13 protein-coding genes are annotated in these 18,724 nt (G+C 67.9%); 11 read left to right on the top strand and 2 right to left on the bottom strand.

Going from position 1 to position 18,724, the window contains the following annotated elements:
* Positions 1–79 precede the first annotated feature (79 nt).
* The 7 genes from B378_RS0110155 to B378_RS0110125 all read left to right on the top strand — a co-directional run bounded on the left by B378_RS0110155 (position 80) and on the right by B378_RS0110125 (position 9,560).
* Positions 80–5,719, top strand: a complete 5,640-nt coding sequence (locus B378_RS0110155; RefSeq protein ID WP_017343688.1) for an LAGLIDADG family homing endonuclease — start codon at positions 80–82, stop codon at positions 5,717–5,719.
* Positions 5,720–6,016 (top strand): hypothetical protein, encoded by a 297-nt coding sequence (locus B378_RS0110150; protein ID WP_017343687.1) that lies wholly within the window; start codon positions 5,720–5,722, stop codon positions 6,014–6,016.
* 130 nt (positions 6,017–6,146) lie between these two features.
* Positions 6,147–6,485, top strand: a complete 339-nt coding sequence (locus B378_RS0110145) for a hypothetical protein (protein ID WP_017343686.1) — start codon at positions 6,147–6,149, stop codon at positions 6,483–6,485.
* The gene (locus tag B378_RS0110140; protein ID WP_026046252.1) at positions 6,482–7,282 is read left to right on the top strand and encodes a hypothetical protein; all 801 of its coding nucleotides are present in this window, start codon (positions 6,482–6,484) and stop codon (positions 7,280–7,282) included. Before B378_RS0110145 ends, B378_RS0110140 begins: the two co-directional genes overlap by 4 nt.
* A 24-nt stretch (positions 7,283–7,306) precedes the next feature.
* The gene (locus B378_RS0110135) at positions 7,307–8,098 is read left to right on the top strand and encodes a hypothetical protein (protein ID WP_017343684.1); all 792 of its coding nucleotides are present in this window, start codon (positions 7,307–7,309) and stop codon (positions 8,096–8,098) included.
* Positions 8,095–8,745, top strand: coding sequence for a chromosome partitioning protein ParA (locus B378_RS0110130; RefSeq protein WP_017343683.1), 651 nt, complete (start codon positions 8,095–8,097; stop codon positions 8,743–8,745). The genes B378_RS0110135 and B378_RS0110130 overlap by 4 nt, the downstream gene beginning before the upstream one ends.
* Positions 8,746–8,858: 113 nt before the next feature.
* A complete protein-coding gene (locus B378_RS0110125) occupies positions 8,859–9,560 on the top strand; it encodes a hypothetical protein (protein ID WP_017343682.1) in 702 nt (233 codons plus the stop codon).
* A gap of 34 nt (positions 9,561–9,594) precedes the next feature.
* On the opposite strand, the gene B378_RS0110120 is transcribed toward B378_RS0110125, so the two are convergent.
* Entirely contained in the window at positions 9,595–9,900 is a 306-nt protein-coding gene (locus B378_RS0110120; RefSeq protein ID WP_017343681.1) for a HalOD1 output domain-containing protein, read from the bottom strand.
* A 121-nt stretch (positions 9,901–10,021) separates the two neighbouring features.
* Here B378_RS0110120 and B378_RS0110115 point away from each other — a divergent pair, with 121 nt between their 5' ends.
* Entirely contained in the window at positions 10,022–11,557 is a 1,536-nt protein-coding gene (locus tag B378_RS0110115; protein WP_017343680.1) for a phenylalanine--tRNA ligase subunit alpha, read from the top strand.
* Positions 11,557–13,338, top strand: a complete 1,782-nt coding sequence (gene pheT / locus B378_RS0110110) for a phenylalanine--tRNA ligase subunit beta (RefSeq protein WP_017343679.1) — start codon at positions 11,557–11,559, stop codon at positions 13,336–13,338. Before B378_RS0110115 ends, pheT begins: the two co-directional genes overlap by 1 nt.
* Positions 13,339–13,468: 130 nt before the next feature.
* On the opposite strand, the gene B378_RS0110105 is transcribed toward pheT, so the two are convergent.
* Positions 13,469–14,074: a hypothetical protein gene (locus tag B378_RS0110105; RefSeq protein WP_017343678.1), complete on the bottom strand. Its 606-nt coding sequence runs from the start codon at positions 14,072–14,074 to the stop codon at positions 13,469–13,471.
* A 449-nt stretch (positions 14,075–14,523) separates the two neighbouring features.
* Here B378_RS0110105 and B378_RS0110100 point away from each other — a divergent pair, with 449 nt between their 5' ends.
* Both B378_RS0110100 and B378_RS0110095 read left to right on the top strand, forming a co-directional pair.
* The gene (locus B378_RS0110100; RefSeq protein WP_237738334.1) at positions 14,524–17,784 is read left to right on the top strand and encodes a S8 family serine peptidase; all 3,261 of its coding nucleotides are present in this window, start codon (positions 14,524–14,526) and stop codon (positions 17,782–17,784) included.
* A 94-nt stretch (positions 17,785–17,878) separates the two neighbouring features.
* Positions 17,879–18,628, top strand: a complete 750-nt coding sequence (locus tag B378_RS0110095) for a cohesin domain-containing protein (RefSeq protein ID WP_017343676.1) — start codon at positions 17,879–17,881, stop codon at positions 18,626–18,628.
* Positions 18,629–18,724: the final 96 nt, after the last annotated feature.

Raw genomic sequence — 18,724 nt, 5'->3', positions numbered from 1 at the left:
GGGATGCCGCGTCCGGGCGTCCGACCACGTCCGCTCCGAACCGGAGGTTCATACGTGATGCCGACGAAGTGGTGTCGCAATGGCTCAGGCCGGCACCCAGGACCTCACGGAGCGGTTCATTCAGTTCTATCGCAACTACTATCGGGAGGAGATCGGGCAGCTCGCGCAGCGGTACCCCAACGAGCAGCGCTCGCTGTACGTCTCCTACGACGACCTCTTCCAGTTCGACCGCGACCTCGCCGAGGACTTCCTGAACAAGCCGGAGCAGATGCGCGAGTACGCCGAGGAGGCGCTGCGACTCTACGACCTCCCCGCCGACGTCAGCCTCGGCCGCGCGCACGTCCGCATCGAGGACCTCCCCGAGAGCGTCGACATCCGCGGCATCCGCGTCCACGACGACCACATCGGCAAGCTCGTCTCAATCCAGGGCATCGTCCGGAAGGCCACGGACGTCCGCCCCAAGGTGACCGAGGCCGCCTTCGAGTGCCAGCGCTGCGGCACGATGACGTACATCCCGCAGTCCGACGGCGGCTTCCAGGAGCCCCACGAGTGCCAGGGCTGCGAGCGGCAGGGCCCGTTCCGCGTCAACTTCGACCAGTCCGAGTTCGTCGACTCCCAGAAGCTCCGCATCCAGGAGTCTCCGGAGGGACTGCGCGGCGGCGAGACGCCCCAGTCGATCGACGTCGACATCGTCGACGACATCACCGGCGAGGTGAGCCCCGGCGACCACGTCACCTGCGTCGGCGTCCTCCACATCGAGCAGGTCGAGCAGGGCAACGAGAAGTCCGCCATCTTCGACCTCTACATGGACGGCGTCTCCATCGCCATCGAGGACGAGGAGTTCGAGGACATGGACATCACGGAGGCGGACAAACGCGACATCATCGAGCTCTCCGAGCGCGACGACATCTACGAGGCGATGGTCGGCTCCATCGCGCCCGCCATCTACGGCTACGAGGAGGAGAAGCTCGCGATGATCCTCCAGCTGTTCTCCGGCGTCACCAAACACCTCCCCGACGGGTCGCGGATCCGCGGCGACCTCCACATGCTCCTGATCGGCGACCCTGGTACGGGTAAGTGTCAAAAATATGATACAGAGGTGACACTTGCTGACGGAACGGAACGGGCACTCGGGGATATAGTAGAGTCAAACCTCGAAGACCCGATAGAGGTCGACGACGGGGTATACGAACCGGTAGATGTCGGCGTTCAAACAGTAACCGAATCGGGGGCCGTCGAGACTGGGACCGCGACAAAAGTCTGGAAACGAGAAGCGCCGGATAGGATGCACAGAATTTTGATGGCATCGGGGCGCGAAGTAGAAGTAACACCGTCGCACCCGTTGTTCAAACAGTTGAACAGAGGATTGTCTCCCCGACGGGCAGATCAATTGGCGGAAGGAGACCTCATTGCGGTCCCCGGAAACATCGACGCCGATTGGGATGATTCGCTTGATGTTTCGTTCCAGCAGGTCGAAGCCTACAACGCGAATTCGTTCACGCCGCCCACCCGAGTCGATCCCACTCTGGCTCGACTCCTCGGTTATATCATCGCAGAGGGCCACACCTATCTCTCGGGATCGAGTGCTGCTACCGAGGTTACGAACGTCGACGAAGAGATACTGACGGACGTGGAGAACTGCTTCCGCGAGTTGGGCGTTCGGTGGTCCCGTCTAGAGAAATGGGATCATGAGACTGCCGAAATCGTCCGCTGTTCCTCGTTGGAGTTCGTCCGGTTCCTCAGAGAACTCGAACCGGCAATTCTCAAAAACTCTGAGAATCAACTCGTCCCCGATTGTCTCAAACGGGCGAGTCCGGAGAACAAGAAGGAATTCCTACAGGCGTACGTTGACAGCGAGGGGACAGTCTCACCCAAAGAACGCGAAATCACGGTTTCCTCGATGAGTAGAGAACTGCTGACCGGAGTACAGACGTTACTCCTCGCGTTCGGGATCCAGAGCCATCTTCGGAAACGACACAACGACAGCCACCGACTGCGCATCAGTGGACGGGATTTCGTCAAATACGTCGACGAAATTGGATTCGTCACCGATCGCAAAGCGACGGCCTCGAAAGCGTTCGACGACGTTCCAGAGAACACAAACACGGATGTGATTCCGGGACTAAGTGACGATCTCCGGCAGATCCGCGAGGCGCTCGCGTTGTCACAGTTCGATATCGGACTGCCGCGTCCGACGTATCAACACTACGAACGCGGCGACAGAAATCCGAGTAGAGCGAGTCTGAGAGCGGTTGTCGACACGTTCGAAACCCGCTTAGACTGGCTTCGGGAGAAGCGCGGAGAGCTGCTGGACGGTGACTGGCAGGCAGTCGAGACGCTACGAGAGGAACTGAACATCTCTCAGAAGGTACTCTCGGAGGGTATGGACGTCTCTCAAACCGCGATCAGCTACTATGAGCGGAACGACGTCGCTCCAGACGGTGGACAGACCGCGGATGCAAAGGACGTGATTTTGGATCGTCTCGACGAGGCATTATCCGTCAGCCAAGACATCTCCGAACTCGATCGTCTGTGTACGAACGACGTTCACTGGGACCGGATCGAGTCGATCGAATCGGTCGATCCGGATTACGAGTGGGTCTACGATCTCGAGGTCAGAGACACGCACACGTATCTCGGAAACAGCGTCGTCTCTCATAACTCCCAGATGATTTCGTACGTCGAAAACATCGCACCTCGCTCGGTGTACACGTCCGGGAAGGGGTCGTCCGCGGCGGGCCTCACGGCGGCGGCCGTCCGCGACGATTTCGGCGACGGCCAGCAGTGGTCGCTCGAAGCCGGCGCGCTCGTGCTCGCGGACAAGGGGATCGCCGCGGTCGACGAGCTGGACAAGATGGACTGCGTCACGGGCGACACGCTGGTCTCGCTCGCCGACGGGCGCGTCGAGCGCATCGACGAACTGGCGCGGGAAGCGGCCGAAGACGGCGACATCGAGGAGCTCTCGAACGGTCGCCGCGTCCGCGACGTCGACCTCGACGTCTGGTCGATGGACGGGGACGGCAACCTCGTCGAGCGCCCCGTCTCCGCGGTCCACGAGTACGACGCGCCGTCGGAGTTGACCCGGGTGACGATGGAGACCGGCGAGTCGCTGACCGCGACCGCCGACCACCCGTTCTTCGTCCTCGACGACGGCGAGCGCGTCGAGCGCGAGGCGGCCGCGCTCGACGACGGCGACTGGGTGTACGTCCCCCGCGAGATCCCGACGAAGGCGGCGGACGGCGGAGCGGTGGCGGCGAACGGCGGAGACCGACCGGTAACCGAACCGGTCGACAGCGAGAGAATCGACACTGACGGCGTCGACCCCGCGATGGCGAGCGTCCTCGGATACCTCTCCGGCGACGGGAACGTCTACTACGACCGCGACGAGGGCGTCTACGGCGTCCGGTTCACCAACGCAGACGACGAGCTCTTGGACGACTTCGAGCGCGCGGCGCGGGCGGCGTTCGACGCGGAGCCGACCCGTCCGCCGAGCGAGAAGCGCGACGACGGCGTCGAGACGGTCCGCGTCACGGGGAAGGAACACGCCGACGCCGTCCTCGACGCGGGAATGAACCTCGGTGGGTACGACGAGAAGTGCTTCCCGACCCCCGTTTCGACCGGGAGCCGCGCGGCGAAGGCCGCGTTCATCCGCGCGCTCGCGGACAGCGAGGGGCACGTCGACGAGTCGGCCGGCAACGTTCGGATAGCATCTGCGAGCCGAGACCTGCTCCGAGGCACGCGGAACCTCCTCTTAGGGTTCGGCGTGTCGAGTCAGCTCCAGCGGCGCGAGCGGAACGAGGGCCGCGACGTGTACTACCTCACGGTGACCGACGCCGACTCGCTCGCGGCGTTCCGGCGGTACGTCGGATTCACGGCCACGCGGAAGGCGGCGGCGCTCGACCGCGTCGTCGATTCGGCAGGCGGCGGTCGCACGATCCTCGACGTAGTCCCAGAGGTCGGCGACGTGCTCGCGCGGTGTCGCGACTCGCTCCGGCTCCATCAGCGTGAGTGCGGACTCGAAGCGGTCACGTACCACGACTTCGAGAGCGGCGGTGCGAACGTCTCGCTCCACCGCGCCCGCCAGGTACTCGTGGCGTTCGAGGAACGGCGAGAGGCGGCCACCGAGGACCGGCGCCGACTCGACGAGAAACCGACGTGGGAGATGTTCTCGGAGCTGCGGGAGCGGTACCACGTCTCGCAGTCCGAACTCGCGGACGGGACGACGCTGTCCCAACAGCAGATCTCCCGCGAGTGGGGCGAGAGCGAGGAGGTCCGTCGGACGGTGACCGAGCGGCTGCGAGAGATCCTCACCGGAGTCGCGGAGACCGACTTCGACGACCTTCGCGAGTTCGTCCGCGGCGACGTGAAGTGGCGTCAGGTCGAGTCGGTCGAAACGGTCCCCCCGGAGTCGACCGAACACCGCGGCGAGGTGCTCCGACAGCATCTCGCAGACGTCATCGGTGGGCCGGTCGACACGGCGGAAACGCGCGCTCGCGAACTGCTCGACCGCGGTCCGGTCGGCGAAACGCGATCGGAGCTGTCGGCGGCGCTCGACGCCTACGGGGTTAGTCAGGCGGATGTGGCGTCGAGGCTCGACGTGAGTCAGGCGACCGTATCTCGGTGGCTGTCGGGCGCTGTCGAGACCGACCGGCTCGGCGACGTGCGTGAGGCGGTCGCGAGCGAGGTGACCGCCGTCAGAGAGGATCTGCGGTCGATACTGACGCGGATCGACGACGGGGAGCGACCGCGGGTGTACGACCTGACCGTAGAGGGGACGCACAACTTCGTCGCGAACGGGCTCGTCGTCCACAACTCCTCTGACCGCTCCGCGATGCACGAGGGGCTCGAACAACAGAAGATCTCGGTCTCGAAGGCCGGGATCAACGCCACCCTCAAGGCGCGCTGTTCGCTGCTCGGCGCGGCGAACCCGAAGTACGGCCGGTTCGACCAGTACGAGCCGATCGGCGAGCAGATCGACTTGGAGCCCGCCCTCATCTCGCGGTTCGACCTGATCTTCACGGTGACGGACAGTCCCGACCCGGAACACGACTCCCGGCTGGCGAAACACATCATCAAGACGAACTACGCCGGCGAGCTCAACACCCAGCGCGAGGAGCTGGCGAGCTCGGAGTTCACGTCCGAGCAGGTTGCGGAGGTGACCGAGGAGGTCGCGCCGGAGATCGACTCGGAGCTGCTGCGGAAGTACATCGCCCACGCGAAGCGGTCCTGCTTCCCGACGATGACCGACGAGGCGAAGGAGCTCATCGAGGAGTTCTACGTCGACCTCCGCTCGAAGGGCGCGGACGAGGACGCGCCGGTACCGGTCACCGCCCGGAAGCTGGAGGCGATGGTGCGGCTCTCGGAGGCGAGCGCGCGGGTCCGCCTGTCGGATACCGTCGAGCGCGAGGACGCCGACCGCGCGACCGACATCGTCGAGTCGTGTCTCAAAGACATCGGCGTCGACCCCGAGACGGGGCAGTTCGACGCGGACGTGGTCGAAACGGGCACCTCGAAGAGCCAGCGCGACCGCATCAAGAACATCAAGGGGCTCATCGCCGACATCGAGGAGGAGTACGAGGAGGGCGCGCCGGTCGACGAGGTGCTCGACCGCGCGGGCGAGATCGGGATGGACCCGGGGAAGGCGGAACAGGAGATCGAGAAGCTCCGGACGAAGGGCGAGGTGTACGAACCCAAGCAGGGCCACCTCCGAACGACGTAGATGGACCGCATCTCCGCGATACGGAACGTCGAGGACGCGCTCCGCGAGTTCGAGAACGGCGACGCCGACCTCGCGGCCACCGAGCGGCGCGTGGCGGCCGTACTCCGGACGTACGCGACCGAGTTCGACGGCGACGGTGACGTGTTCCGCGCGGTCGGCGACGACCCCGTCGACGGCACCGTCGTCGTCGCGCCCTCGGAACCGGCCGCCCGCGAGCGCGTCCTCGCCGCCAGTGACCTCGACGAGGGGGACCCGGAGGGTGACACCGATCCCGAGTTCGACGTCGAGCGGTTCTAACGTCCGACGGCGGGCGGTTCCGACCGCCGACAGCGGGCCGACGAAGGGCGGAACCGACCCGCCGTCGCTGAAGGCGGCTGAAACGTTCCGGTCCGGAACGGATAAATTTCAAAACCGACCACCGGCGGGCGTGCTGCTGGTCGTGACGTATTCGGCGGCCGCCCGAACCGGCCTCCGGAACCTGTGTCGTCGCCACGAGTCGGTCGTCGCCCGGCGGTTCGGCCGCGCCGCGCTGTTCGACGAGACGGTGTACGCCGCCTTCCTCGCGCTCCGGCTGCGGGAGTCACACGGCGGAGACGTCCAGATAGAGCGCACCGAACCGTTCAACGAGTTCGTCGCCGTCGACGAGCCGGTCCGGAAGGCCGCCGCGGCCTACGCGGACCGGTCCGCGGAGTCGACGCCGTACACCGCCTTCGCGGCGGGGACGGAGCATCCGGACCCGGACGCCATGCGCGACCGGGAGCTGTGACCGGGGCGATGTCGGTCCCGCCGGATTCCGACGATGACAGCGAGGTGGACGGCTCCGTCGGCGTTGAGGAGCGTCCGGAACCGAGCGCGGTGCTCGGGCGGCTCCCCACCGAGGCGGGACTCCGGCGACAGCTCGCGGCGGCCGCGCGCTCGCGGGGACGGACCGCGTCGGTCGCGCCCGAGATCGACGAGATCGAGGCGGAACTCGCGGCGATCGAGATCGAGCCGGTGGACCTGACGGCGGCGCGGCGGCGGGTCGCCGAGACGACCGGAGAGACCGAGCGGTTGAAGGAACGAGTTGCGGCGCTGCGCGGCGACGCCCGAGCGCGCCGCGCGGTCGACGCCGAGGCTGACGAGACGCTCGGCGACCTGGAGGAAGCGGCCGCGGAGCTGTCGGCCGCGCAGACGGAGGCGATCGCCGCCGAGCAGGCGCTCGAGCGCGCGCGGGCCGAGGCGGCCCGGAACCGGGACGAGCGGCGGCGACGGCTGCGGCTCCGCGACCGGCTCCGAAACCGGCTGCGGACCGCCCGCCGCGAACTCGCCGAGGCGGTCTATCCGTCGTTCCGCCGCGCGCTGGGGGTCGTCCCGGGCGGCGATCCAAGCGCGGCCGGCGCGGCGCCGGACGACTACGACGGGGACCCGGTCGCGGCGTCGCTCGCGGCGGTCAGGGTCGCGGCGCTCGACAGCCCTGTCGAACTGCGCGGCGACGCGGCCCGAGCGGTCGCGGCGTCCGAGCGGAGCGCGCGGTCGCTGCTCCGGACCGCGGCGGTCCGCGTGGGGTCCGACCCCGACACTTAAATGCGATTCCGCGGCACCCGACGCATGGAACTCGACTGGTCCGTCGACCGCGAAGGGGACGCGTCGCTCGTCGGCGTCCGAGTGCGCAACGACGGGGCGGTCCCGCGGCGCGTCCGGATCGAGAGCCGGCTGGACGGCCCCGTCCTTCCACCGCGGCGCGGCGGCATCCCCGAAGCCGGGTGGGACGCCGGGGGCGTGACCGCGGTGATCGACCCGGGCGACCGTGCGGCGTTCGGGTTCGCAGCGCTCGCCGACCCCGTCGATCCGCCGGTCGAAATCGCGAGCGTCGAGCCCGCGGACGCGGAGGACGATCGCACGGCGACCGAGGACGGCTCTGACCTCGCGCGGGCGGTGGTGCGCGACCTCGAATCGCATCGCCCCCCGCGGCGTGCGGTCGCCGGAGCGGAAGCTGGCGACGCCGTCAACGAGGTGGGCGGTGACACGGACGACGGTGACGGCGAGGAGGGCAACGACGTCAACGGGAGAGCGGCCGACGGCGAGGAGAGCGACGGCGACGCGGACCGGTCGGCGGCTCCCGATCCGCCGCCGAGCGCAGCGGGGTCCGACGAGATCGACGCGTGGTTCGCGGCCGTCGAGGCGCGGATTGAGCGGGGGGAGCGACTCGACGACGCCGACCTCGCGACGGCGACGGCGGTCGTCGAGGAGGTCGGCGGCCTCGACGCGGTGGAGGGACTCGACGAGCGCATCGCGACCGACGCCGAGCGCCTGAAGGCGGTCCGCGACCGCGCCGCGGCGCTGGCCGAGCGGGCGGAGGAGAGCGAGGTCCCGACCGAGGCGCTGGAGGCGCTGGCGTGATCCTCGCGGTGGCGGGCGGGAAGGGCGGCGTCGGGAAGACGACGCTCGCGTACAACGTCGCCGCCGAGCTCGACGGGGTCGTCGTCGACGCGGACCTCGGGATGGCGGACCTGCCTGACGGCCGCGGCCCCGACCTCCACGACGTGCTCGCCGGCGCGGCGGACCCGATAGAGACGGTCCGGTCGGGGCCGGTCGATATCGTCCCCTGCGGGCGGACCTTGGCCGGCGCGCGCGCCGCGGACTTGACCCGGCTGAAGGGGGCGGTCGCCGCGGTCGAGCGCGAGTTCGGGACCGTCGTCCTCGACTGTCCCGCGGGACGCCGCGCCGACGCCGGCGTGCCGCTGGCGGTCGCGGACGCCTGCCTCCTCGTCGTCTCGCCCCGGGCGTTCGCGCTGGCCGACGCGATCCGCACCCGGGAGCTCGCCCGCGAGCTCGACGCCGGCCTGGTCGGCTGCGCGGTCAACCGCGTGACCGAGCCGCCGCCAGTCGAACCGATCGGCGACGCGCTCGGCGCGCCCGTCGAGGTGGTCCCGACCGACCCGCGAGTCGGTCGGTCCGTCGCGACGGAGCGGCCGATCGTGAGCGCCGCGCCCGACAGCGAGGCCGCGGCGGCGGTCCGGGCGCTCGCGCGGCGCGTCCCGGAGTGAAGAGGGCGGGACAGGTGAGATGCGCAAGACGGGTGAGATGCGCGAGACGGGAAAACCGGGAACGCGTCGCGACACCGCGCCTTTTTACTCCGGTCGTCCCGTCAGCGAGAGCGATGATCGGAGTCGCGTTCGTCGTCGGCGTCGGCGTCATCTCCGCGCTCGCGGTCTCGGTGGGACCGCTGTACGCGGCCGACCGCTACCGGGACTTGCGGCCGCCGACGGATGCGGAGCGCGCGCAGATCGCGGCGCTGGCAGATCCCGGCGGACTCGACATCGAGCGGGTCGCGATCGAGTCCGTCGACGGGGCGGGGAGCGGCAACGGCGCAAGCAACGAGGGAGGGTCGGCGACCGGTCCCGCCGAGGTCGCCGTCCGCGGGCCGCCCCGGCGTCGGGTGCTGTTCCTCACGGGGGACGTGTTGACCGACCTCGACGAGGAGGTCGCGGTCGGGCTGCTCGCGGCGGAGGCCGGGCGAGTCGCGGCGTACTACGCGGAGTTCCGCGCCGTCGCGGTCGGCGCCGTGCTGGCGACGCTGGCGGCGGTCGTCACGACGCTCGTCCCGTTCGAGTCCGGCTTCGCCGCCGTCATCGCCGTAGGGATCGCTTCCTTCTGGGCCGGCCGGCGGGTCCAGTACGCGGCGGACGCCCGCGCCGCGGACGCGGTCGGCGCGGACCGCGTCGCCGACGCGTTCGAGTGCATCGCGGAGCGCCGCGGGGTCGAGCCAGAGACCGGCGACTGGTCGACGTGGTTCGAGGTCCAGCCGCCGCTCGGCGATCGGATCGCGCGGCTCCGCGAGCGGGCGGCAGACGGGGAGTAGCGGCGGAAAACGGGTCCGCGCCGTCGGCTGCGTCTCAGTCCCGCGCTCGGCGAGCGACCGCGGAGTCGGGGCCGACGCGGACGTCGTAGCCCGCCACCGTGAGCGAGATGTCGACGTCGGCGTCGGCCCGTCCCGCGACGAGCGCGTTCAGCGCGTCGGGATCGACGTGTTCGTACAGCACCACGCCCTCCTTGGACAGGTCGACGGGGTCGACATCGACGAGTTCGGCGATCGCCTCGACGACGGCGAGACTCGGAGCGGGACCGTCGTCGCCGTGACAGACGCGGGCCGTCTCCGGAACCGAGCCGGAATCGTTCGATCCGGTCGTTGCGCTGCTCATAGCTCCCGTACACCGATACGTTATATAATTCGATCGCTCAATTTATCAGAAACGATTCTCTTCCGACGTCCCGGTCCCGGAACCGTTACCAACCAGCCGCACGCGTGTAGAGACAACTCGAATGCGACTCCCGGAACGACAGCTCGCGGTCCTCGAGGCCGCGAGCGCGACGGACGAACGAACGGTGGCGGAGATAGCCGACGAGACGGACCTGAAGCCGGAGACGGTCGCCGGCGCGGCGTTCGACCTCGCCGACGAGGGGCTCGTCGAGGTCGGGTCCGCGACCGACGAGACGCTCGAACTCACCGACGAGGGGCGGACCTACGTCGAGGACGGGCTCCCCGAGACGCGGCTCTACCGGGCCGGGCTCGACGCGGGCGCCGACGCCGAACCGGTCTCGATGGGCGAGGTCATCGGCGGGGCCGATCTAGACGGCCCCGAGGTCGACATCGCGCTCGCGAACTTCGCGCGGAAGGGATTCGGGAGCGTCAACGGCGGCGAGCTCTCGGTCGATCCGGACGTCGACCCGGACGCCGACCCCGAGGCGACGGCGCTCGCGGCGCTCGCTGACGCCGGCGGTGAGGGCGAGGGGCTCGACGCGGAGGCCCTTGATGTCGACGAGGCGGCGATCGACCAGCTCGACTCGCGCGGGTTAGTGGCGGTCGGCGAGTCGGTCACGCGGACGGTCCGGCTCACCGACGACGGCGTCGACGCGCTGATGACCGGCGTGGAGGCGACCGAGACGGTCGGGGCGCTCACGCCCGAACTCCTCGCCAGCGGCGAGTGGCGTGACGCCGAGTTCGCCGAGTACAACGTCGAGGCCGACGCTGAGACGGCCCGCGGCGGCCGGAAACACGTCCTCCGTCGGACCGCCGACCGCGTGAAGGACGTGCTGGTCGGCATGGGGTTCCAAGAGATGGAGGGCCCGCACGCCGACGCCGACTTCTGGATCAACGACTGCCTGTTCATGCCCCAGGACCACCCGGCGCGGACCCACTGGGACCGGTTCGCGCTCGACGTGGACCGGATGGAGTCGATTCCGGACGAGCTGATGGCCCGCATCGAGGCCGCCCACCGCGACGGGTGGGGGGTCGACGGCGACGGCTACCACTCGCCGTGGTCGGCCGACTTCGCCCGCGAGGTCGCGCTCCGCGGTCACACCACCTCGCTGTCGATGCGCTACCTCTCGGGGATCGCGGGCGCGGAGCTGGAGCCGCCCCAGCGCTACTTCTCGGTCGAGAAGGTGTACCGCAACGACACGCTCGACCCGACGCACCTGCTGGAGTTCTTCCAGATCGAGGGGTGGGTGATGGCCGAGGACCTCTCGGTGCGCGACCTGATGGGCACCTTCGAGGAGTTCTACCGGCAGTTCGGGATCACGGACATCCGGTTCAAGCCGCACTACAACCCGTACACGGAGCCCTCCTTCGAGCTGTTCGGCGAGCACCCGGAGACGGGCGAGGAGATCGAGATCGGCAACTCCGGCGTCTTCCGCGAGGAGGTCACCGGCCCGCTCGGCGTCGACTGCGACGTGATGGCGTGGGGGCTCGCCTTGGAGCGACTGGCGATGCTCACCACCGGCGCGGAGGACATCCGTGACCTCCACGGAACCTTAGCCGACATCGACTTCCTGCGGAACGCGGAGGTGAGCTACTGATGCCCGTCGTCGACATCGACACCGACGAGCTGCGCGGGCTCACCGGCCGCACCGACACGAGCGACGAGGAGTTCAAGGAGGACCTGTTCGGCCTCGGCTTAGAGTTCGAGGGCGAGACCGACGACGGGCTCCTCCAGTTCGAGTTCGCGCCCGACCGGCTCGACCGACTCTCCGTCGAGGGGGTCGCGCGCTCGCTGCGCTACCACTACGGCGACGACCGCGGCGTCTACGTCCCCGACACGAACGACCCCGAGTGGACGATCGAAGTCGACGAGTCGGTGCCCGACGAGCGCCCGTACGTCACCGGCGCCGTCGTCCGCGGCCTCGACCTCGACGAGGCGGCCTTAGAGTCGCTGATCCAGCTCCAGGAGAAGCTCCACGCGACGATGGGTCGCGGCCGCGCAAAGGGCGCGATCGGGATCCACGACCTCGCGATGGTGAAGGGCGCACCGCTCCAGGAGGGCGCGGAGCCGTCGATCACCTACCGCGGTGTCGACCCCGACGGCGACACGTTCGTCCCGCTCGACGCGAACGACGAGCTGACCCCGAACGAGGTCCTTGATGAGCACGACACGGGGACGACCTACGCCGATCTCGTCGAGGGGCTCGACCGCTACCCGGCGATCTACGACGAGCTCGGCCTCTTCTCGTTCCCGCCGGTTATCAACGGGAAGCGCACCGAGGTGACGACCGGCTCCCGCGAGCTGCTCGTCGAACTCACCGGCACCGACCAGTGGACGATCGACCGGATGTGTAATATCATCTGTTACGCGCTGTCTGCCCGCGGCGCGACGATCGAGGAGGTCAAGGTGAACTACGCCGAGGGCGCCACGCACCCGAGCGAGTACGGCCGAGAGCTCGTCCGCCCGAACCTCGACGTCGACGAGAAGACCGTCTCGCACGACCGGATCGAGACGCTGCTCGGCGTCGAGTTCGAGCCCGAGGAGGTCGTCGACTGCTTCGAGCGCGCCGGGCTCGACGCCTCCTACACCCTCGATGAGGACGTGACCTACGAGGTGTCGATTCCGCCGTACCGCGTCGACGTGCTCCACCCGCTCGACCTCGTCGACGACGTGGGGCGCGCGTACGGCTTCGACAACTTAGAGCCGCGCTACCCCGACGTGGGGACAGTGGGGGGCCGCCATGAGCGCTCGCGCTTAGAGGACGCGGTCCGGACGAGCCTCGTCGGCCTCGGCTTCGAGGATCTCCTGAACTTCCACATGACGAGCGGAACGGAGAACTACGACCGGATGAACGTCGAGCCCGGGACCGGGGGCGCGGCGCTCGCCGACGGGGAGACGGCGAACGCGAGCGCCGGCGTCTTCGGCGGCGGCGACCCCGTCGAGATCACCGAGCCGTACAGCGAGGAGTACACCCAGCTCCGCACGTGGGCACTTCCGTCGCTCGTGATGCTGTTGGAGCGGAACACCCACAACGCCTACCCGCAAGACGTCGCCGAGGTCGGCTTCGTCGCCGAGCGCGACGACGACGAGGAGGCGAACGTCGCCGAGTCCCGCCACGTCGCCGGCGCGGTCGCCCGCCGCGACGCCTCCTACGAGGCCGCGAAGGGGCGCCTCCAGGCGCTCTGTGACGACTTCGGCGCCGAGTTGGCGACCCCGCGGACCGAACACCCGTCGTTCATCGAGGGCCGCGCCGCCGACGTCGAGATCGACGGCGAGCGCGTCGGCGTGATCGGCGAGCTCCACCCCGCGGTGCTCGTCGAACACGACCTGGAGGTGCCGGTCGCCGCCTTCGAGTTCGACCTCGACGCGCTGCGGTGAACGCCGAGCGTCGGACGGACAGGCCGCAGTGACGGAATCGTCCGGGTCGACCGCATTCTAGCGCGACGACTGCCGAGGCTAAGACAGCGGCTCGCCGTCGACGGTCTGACCGAGTCGACCGAGACGACGACTACCGGCCGGAACGATTCCAAGTGACCACTCCGGTCACGATGGAGGTTGCGAGGACCACGAACGCGGTCGGGGAACCGGCGACAGTCGCCGTCGCGGCGACGCTGACGGCCACCGCTAGGACACCGGTGACGGCGGCCGCGTCTGAAGACATCCACTTCCTCTCGTCACCCGCCGAGCCGTCGACGTCAGCGTCGTCTCCGCCGAGTCCGAGACGGTTCGCGCGGTCGGTGAGTTCTAGGCGGCTGGTCCGCTTGTCGAACTCGACGAGACCGGCGTCGGCCATCTTGGGCGCGTGGTGCTGATAGATAGTCGACTGTACCGACTTTCGGTCGTCGTAGCTGACTGCGTCGGGGTCGTCGACATCTATCTCCCACGCGGCGATAGTAGATGCGAGATCGGGTATCGTCGCCGAGTTGTTGGACTCGGCTCCGAGGAGTTGAAGCATCTGCCGTCGACGGTAGTTGCTGAGGACGTCGTAGATGAGATTGAGGTCGTCCGGGTTTCTCGTGCCCTCATCGAGCCGTTCGCAGAGTACGGTCACGCCGCCGCAGGGCGTGGCCGTCTCTTCGTCGCCATCGTCCGTACGTACTTGTGTAGTGTTCACACCGCTCCCTCCGTATCTCCAAATATATGTATAACAACTAAAACTTTTCAATTGACAGTATCTATATATTTTCTGCTATTCATCGGCTCATTCTCCATTCTTACAAGTTGAAAATAACATTCATGGATGACTTCGTACACTGGTGTACGTATTCTTTCACTTGCGCGATCTGCGGCAGTTGACTGCGCTCTCGCAACGGAAAAATTCACACCAAATACTCGGAACGAAGTGAGCTGCTGCGCGTTCCATAGACATCCGTTGTGGTATCCTTTTACCGCCATATTCCACAGATTATGGGGCTACATAGGAACGAAACCCCCCAAATGCGGTCATTAAGGTGATCATATTCTGTCTACTAACTATGCCCCGATGGGCTGTGGCCTCGAGGTGCGTGGTACCGCCGCGCGCACCGAATGTCACGTAACGTAATATTCGCCACGGTATTCGCGGTGATACTCCTGCTCGCGCCTGTTGGAGGCGCGGCCGGGGTAGCACCGGGGAGCGGGGGAACAGACGCGGCAACTGATACGGCATCGTTCGGCGACGGCATCCAGAACCCCGGAGCTCCAGTAGAGTTCGGGACACAGGGTGACGTCGACCCGGCCCTCCAGGAGGCTGACGGTACCGTCGAAGTGATTTTCCGCTTCGACGAGATCGACCGCGCGTCCCTCCAGGGCGTGACGAGACAAGCAGCCATCCGGTCGATGAAACAGCACTCGGCGGCCACCCAGCAGAACTTCCTCCGGTACGCGGGTAGTACGGAGGGAATCGAGACCGTCGAGCGGTTCTGGATCGCGAACGCGGTGCTCGCCGAGGTCGATACGGACGAGGTGAACATCGAGCGCGTCACCGAGATCAAAGGCGTCGACCGCGCACACGCGAACTTCGAGCTGACGGTTCCGGAGAACCTCCAGCAGGAGCGCGCGAGCGCCGACGATGTCCGGTCCGCGAGCTACAACACCACTTACGGCCTCGATCAGATCAACGCGACCGAGGTCTGGGACGAGTACGACACTCAGGGTGAGGGCGTCGGCGTCGCCGTGCTCGACACGGGCGTCGATCCCGATCATCCGGACATCAACATCGACCCCGATAACTTCGTCGAGGCGACCGAGGACGGCGTCGAGAACGTGGACCCGTACGACAGCAGCGACCACGGAACCCACGTTTCCGGGACCGTCGTCGGCGGCAACGCCAGCGGCGAGTACATCGGCGTCGCGCCCGATGCGGAGCTCTACCACGGTCTTGTCATCCCGGGCGGGAGCGGGAGCTTCGCGCAGGTCGCCAGCGGGATGGAGTGGGCCGCCAACGAGTCCGGCGTCGACGTCGTCTCGATGAGCCTGGGTGCGGAAGGCTACTTCACCGAGATGATCGAGCCGACGCAGAACATCGAGGCGGCTGGTAAAGTGCTGGTCGCGTCCGCGGGCAACAGCTACGAGGGTAGCTCCGGGAGCCCGGGGAACGTCTACGAGAGCATCGCCGCGGGCGCCAGCAACGAGGACGGCGGCATCGCCTCGTTCTCCAGCGGTGAGGAAGTCGACACCGAGGCTGACTGGGGCGACGCCGCCCCGAGCGACTGGCCGGACACCTACATCGTGCCCGACTACGCCGCGCCCGGCGTCGCGGTGAAAAGCGCCCAGCCCGGCGGCGGCTACCAAGAGCTCTCCGGCACGTCGATGGCCGCCCCGCACATCAGCGGCGCGTACGCCCTGATGCTCTCCGCGGCCGGCGACATCGACAAGTCCACCGCTACGGAGGCGCTCACGGAGACGGCCTGGGCGCCGACGGAGGATCCCGACCCGACCCGGTACGGTGACGGGATTATCGACATCAAGGAGGCGACCGACATGGTCGCGCTCGAACAGGAGATTACCGGCACGGTGACGGACGAAGACGGTTCGGCCATCGGGGGCGCGTCCGTCTCCACCGACCAAGGCTTCGAAGCGACCACGAACGAGGACGGTGAGTACACGGTGCTCGCCGAGACCGGCAATGTCACCGTTACCGCCGACGCGTTCGGCGCGGAGAGTTCGAGCCAGACGGTCGAAGTCGGTGATAACGAGACCGTCACCGCGAACTTCAGCCTCGGTCCCGCACTCGGCGTCTCGCTCGAGTCCGGCCAGGCGAGCGCCGTCGAAGGCGGCCAGAACGTCTCCGCGACGGTACAGGTCGCGAACCTCGAGACGTACACCGCGGAACTCGGCGACGGCTTCAGTGCCGAGAACGCCACGGTGTACCTGAACGGGAACGAGATCGCGCTCGGTGAACCGGTCGACCTCGGCGACTACAGCGGCATGGCGACCGTGACCGTCGAGACGGCCGACGGCTCCAGCGGCGACCTCTCGGTGGTTCACACCTTCGAGGGCGCCGGTGACAGTCTCGAAGTCACCACGGGCCCGACCGAGGTCTTCGCCGAGTTCACGCAGGTCGGCGTCGTCGATGACGACGGCGAGTACGGCTCTGACGTCGCGAGCCGCGCCGCCAGCCAGCTCCCGGCGAGCTACGAGCTGACAGTCATCGACGCCGACACCGCCATCGACTCGACCGGCGAGTACGATGCGTTCGTCGTCCAGCAAATCGACGAAGAGAACGCCGAGGCGTTCGCGGACGCGACCGCCAGCGTCGGGGTTGGCACGGTCTACCTCGACCAGTGGGGTAGCGACTCCAACGGTATCGAGGCGCGCTCGAGCGCCATCGGTGCGCCCGCCGAAGTCGACGACGACCTCGGCGACGAGTCGTCGTACACGAACATCGCGACCGACCACCCGGTCTTCGACGGCATCGACAGCGACACTGTCCAGATCCACACGGGCATCGACGTGTCGTACTTCAACGGTGCCGAAGGGACCGTGCTCGCCGACGCCCAGTTCGACGGCGACACCGTCCCCGGTAGCGGCGCCGCAGTCAGCGAGGAGCGGTGGGACGTCCTCGGTGCCGGCCTCGGTAGCACGCTATTCGTCAACGGTGACGAGTTTACCGAAGAGGCGAACACCATCCTCGCGAACATGGTCGAGGTCGCGGCGAACCCGCCGGAGCCCGCCGGCACGGTCGAAGTGACCGAGACGACGGTCTCGCCCGGTAGCAACGCCGAAGTGACGCTCCAGACGGACGTCAGCAACGTCTCCGGCTACGAGGCGACGATCGAGTTCGATCCGGAGAAGCTCCAAGTCAAGGACGTCTCCGGCGAGGACATGGCTGACCCCGTGATGGAGGTTGACAACGAGAACGGCGTGCTGTTCCTCACGCAGGCGCAGGCGGAGGGCGCCGACGCGCCCGAGATGGCCTCCATCGAGTTCGAGGTCGTCGACATGGATAACGGCGAGGAGGCCGAAGTCAGCCTCGTCGGCTCCGAGTCCGCGGTCTTCGGCCCCGACGGTGACTCCTACCTCACCAACTGGGACAACGGCCACGTCACGGTCCTCGACGGCCAGCTCGGCGACGTGAACGCCGACGGCGAGATCACCGCCGGTGACGCGGTCATCGTCCAGCGCTACATCGCCGGCCTGCCGACCGAGGTTCCGGACGACCAGATCGAGATGCTCGGTGACGTCAACCAGGACGGCCAGATCACGTCCGCTGACGTGACCTACATCCTGCAGATCGTCGCCGGCATCGAGGAACCGCCGGAGATGAACGCCGCGGACACCCAGTCCTCGGTCACCGCTCCGAGCGTCGAATCGACCGCCACGCCGAGCGCACCCGCGCTCTGACCGGCCGAATCACCCGTCAACCACAGCCGCCACAATTTTTCGTACCGCAGAACGCGCGAAATGATTAACACGGATCCTTACACACAGATAACGTATGTTCGATGACACCAGACACGCCGCCGCGCTCGCACTCGTGCTCGCGCTGGCGTTGGCCCCCGTCGCCGCGCCCGTAGCGGCCGCCGCCACCGCCGACGGGACCCCCGTGGTGACCGACAAGGCCGGTACGACCGCGAGCGACAATGCCCTCCTCTCCCAGCAGTACGCACAGCAGTCCGACGCCCCACAGCTCCGGCTCGGATCGGCGACAGTCAACCCGAACGACACCGCCGTGGTTCGGGTGTCGACCGACGCCAGCAACGTCGCCGGCTATCAGACCAACGTGACCTTCGACTCGTCCGTCGTCCAAGTCGAGGGCGTCGTGGGGAGCGACGACTTCGACGACCCCGTTGTGAACGTGAACAACGACGAGGGGTGGGTCGTCTTCACGCAGTCCGGTACCGAGGGCGTCGACGAACCGGTACTGGCTCGGCTCCGAGTCACCGCCGTCGGCGACGACGGCGACTCGACGGATCTGTCCTTCGTGGGCGAGGACACGGCCGTCAACGATGCCGACCGCGCCAGCGTCGACGTGGCGCTTGTCGGCGGGCAAGTCGACGTCGCGGCCGGCGACGTCGTCGCCAACAACGACGGCCAACAGGGCGCGAGCGACGGCAGCGAAACCACCGGCAACGGCGGCAACAGTGGCGGACTGCTCGGCGACGTGAATCTCGTCGTGGTCGCCGGCGGCGCCGCGGCGCTCGGGAGCGCCGTCGCCGGCGGCGTCTTCCTCGGAAAGCGCCTCTGAACCCGACCGGTCGGGAACGCCGACCACAGCGCGCCGGGGTTCTTTCTTCGCGTCGATCTGTCACGGTCCGACAGAAGACGGACTGCGCCCCCAGCC

Origin of the sequence: Halorubrum sp. T3, assembly GCF_000296615.1 — an archaeon.
Taxonomy (GTDB): Archaea; Halobacteriota; Halobacteria; order Halobacteriales; family Haloferacaceae; genus Halorubrum; species Halorubrum ruber.
This window is presented reverse-complemented; position numbering and strand designations above follow the sequence as displayed.

Excerpts from the sequence above, each read along its gene's own strand:
- B378_RS0110155 (WP_017343688.1), top strand. The coding sequence starts at position 80 with ATGGCTCAGGCCGGCACCCAGGACCTCACGGAGCGGTTCATTCAGTTC.
- B378_RS0110150 (WP_017343687.1), top strand. The coding sequence starts at position 5,720 with ATGGACCGCATCTCCGCGATACGGAACGTCGAGGACGCGCTCCGCGAG.
- B378_RS0110135 (WP_017343684.1), top strand. The coding sequence starts at position 7,307 with ATGGAACTCGACTGGTCCGTCGACCGCGAAGGGGACGCGTCGCTCGTC.
- B378_RS0110125 (WP_017343682.1), top strand. The coding sequence starts at position 8,859 with ATGATCGGAGTCGCGTTCGTCGTCGGCGTCGGCGTCATCTCCGCGCTC.
- B378_RS0110120 (WP_017343681.1), bottom strand. The coding sequence starts at position 9,900 with ATGAGCAGCGCAACGACCGGATCGAACGATTCCGGCTCGGTTCCGGAG.
- B378_RS0110115 (WP_017343680.1), top strand. The coding sequence starts at position 10,022 with ATGCGACTCCCGGAACGACAGCTCGCGGTCCTCGAGGCCGCGAGCGCG.
- pheT (WP_017343679.1), top strand. The coding sequence starts at position 11,557 with ATGCCCGTCGTCGACATCGACACCGACGAGCTGCGCGGGCTCACCGGC.
- B378_RS0110095 (WP_017343676.1), top strand. The coding sequence starts at position 17,879 with ATGTTCGATGACACCAGACACGCCGCCGCGCTCGCACTCGTGCTCGCG.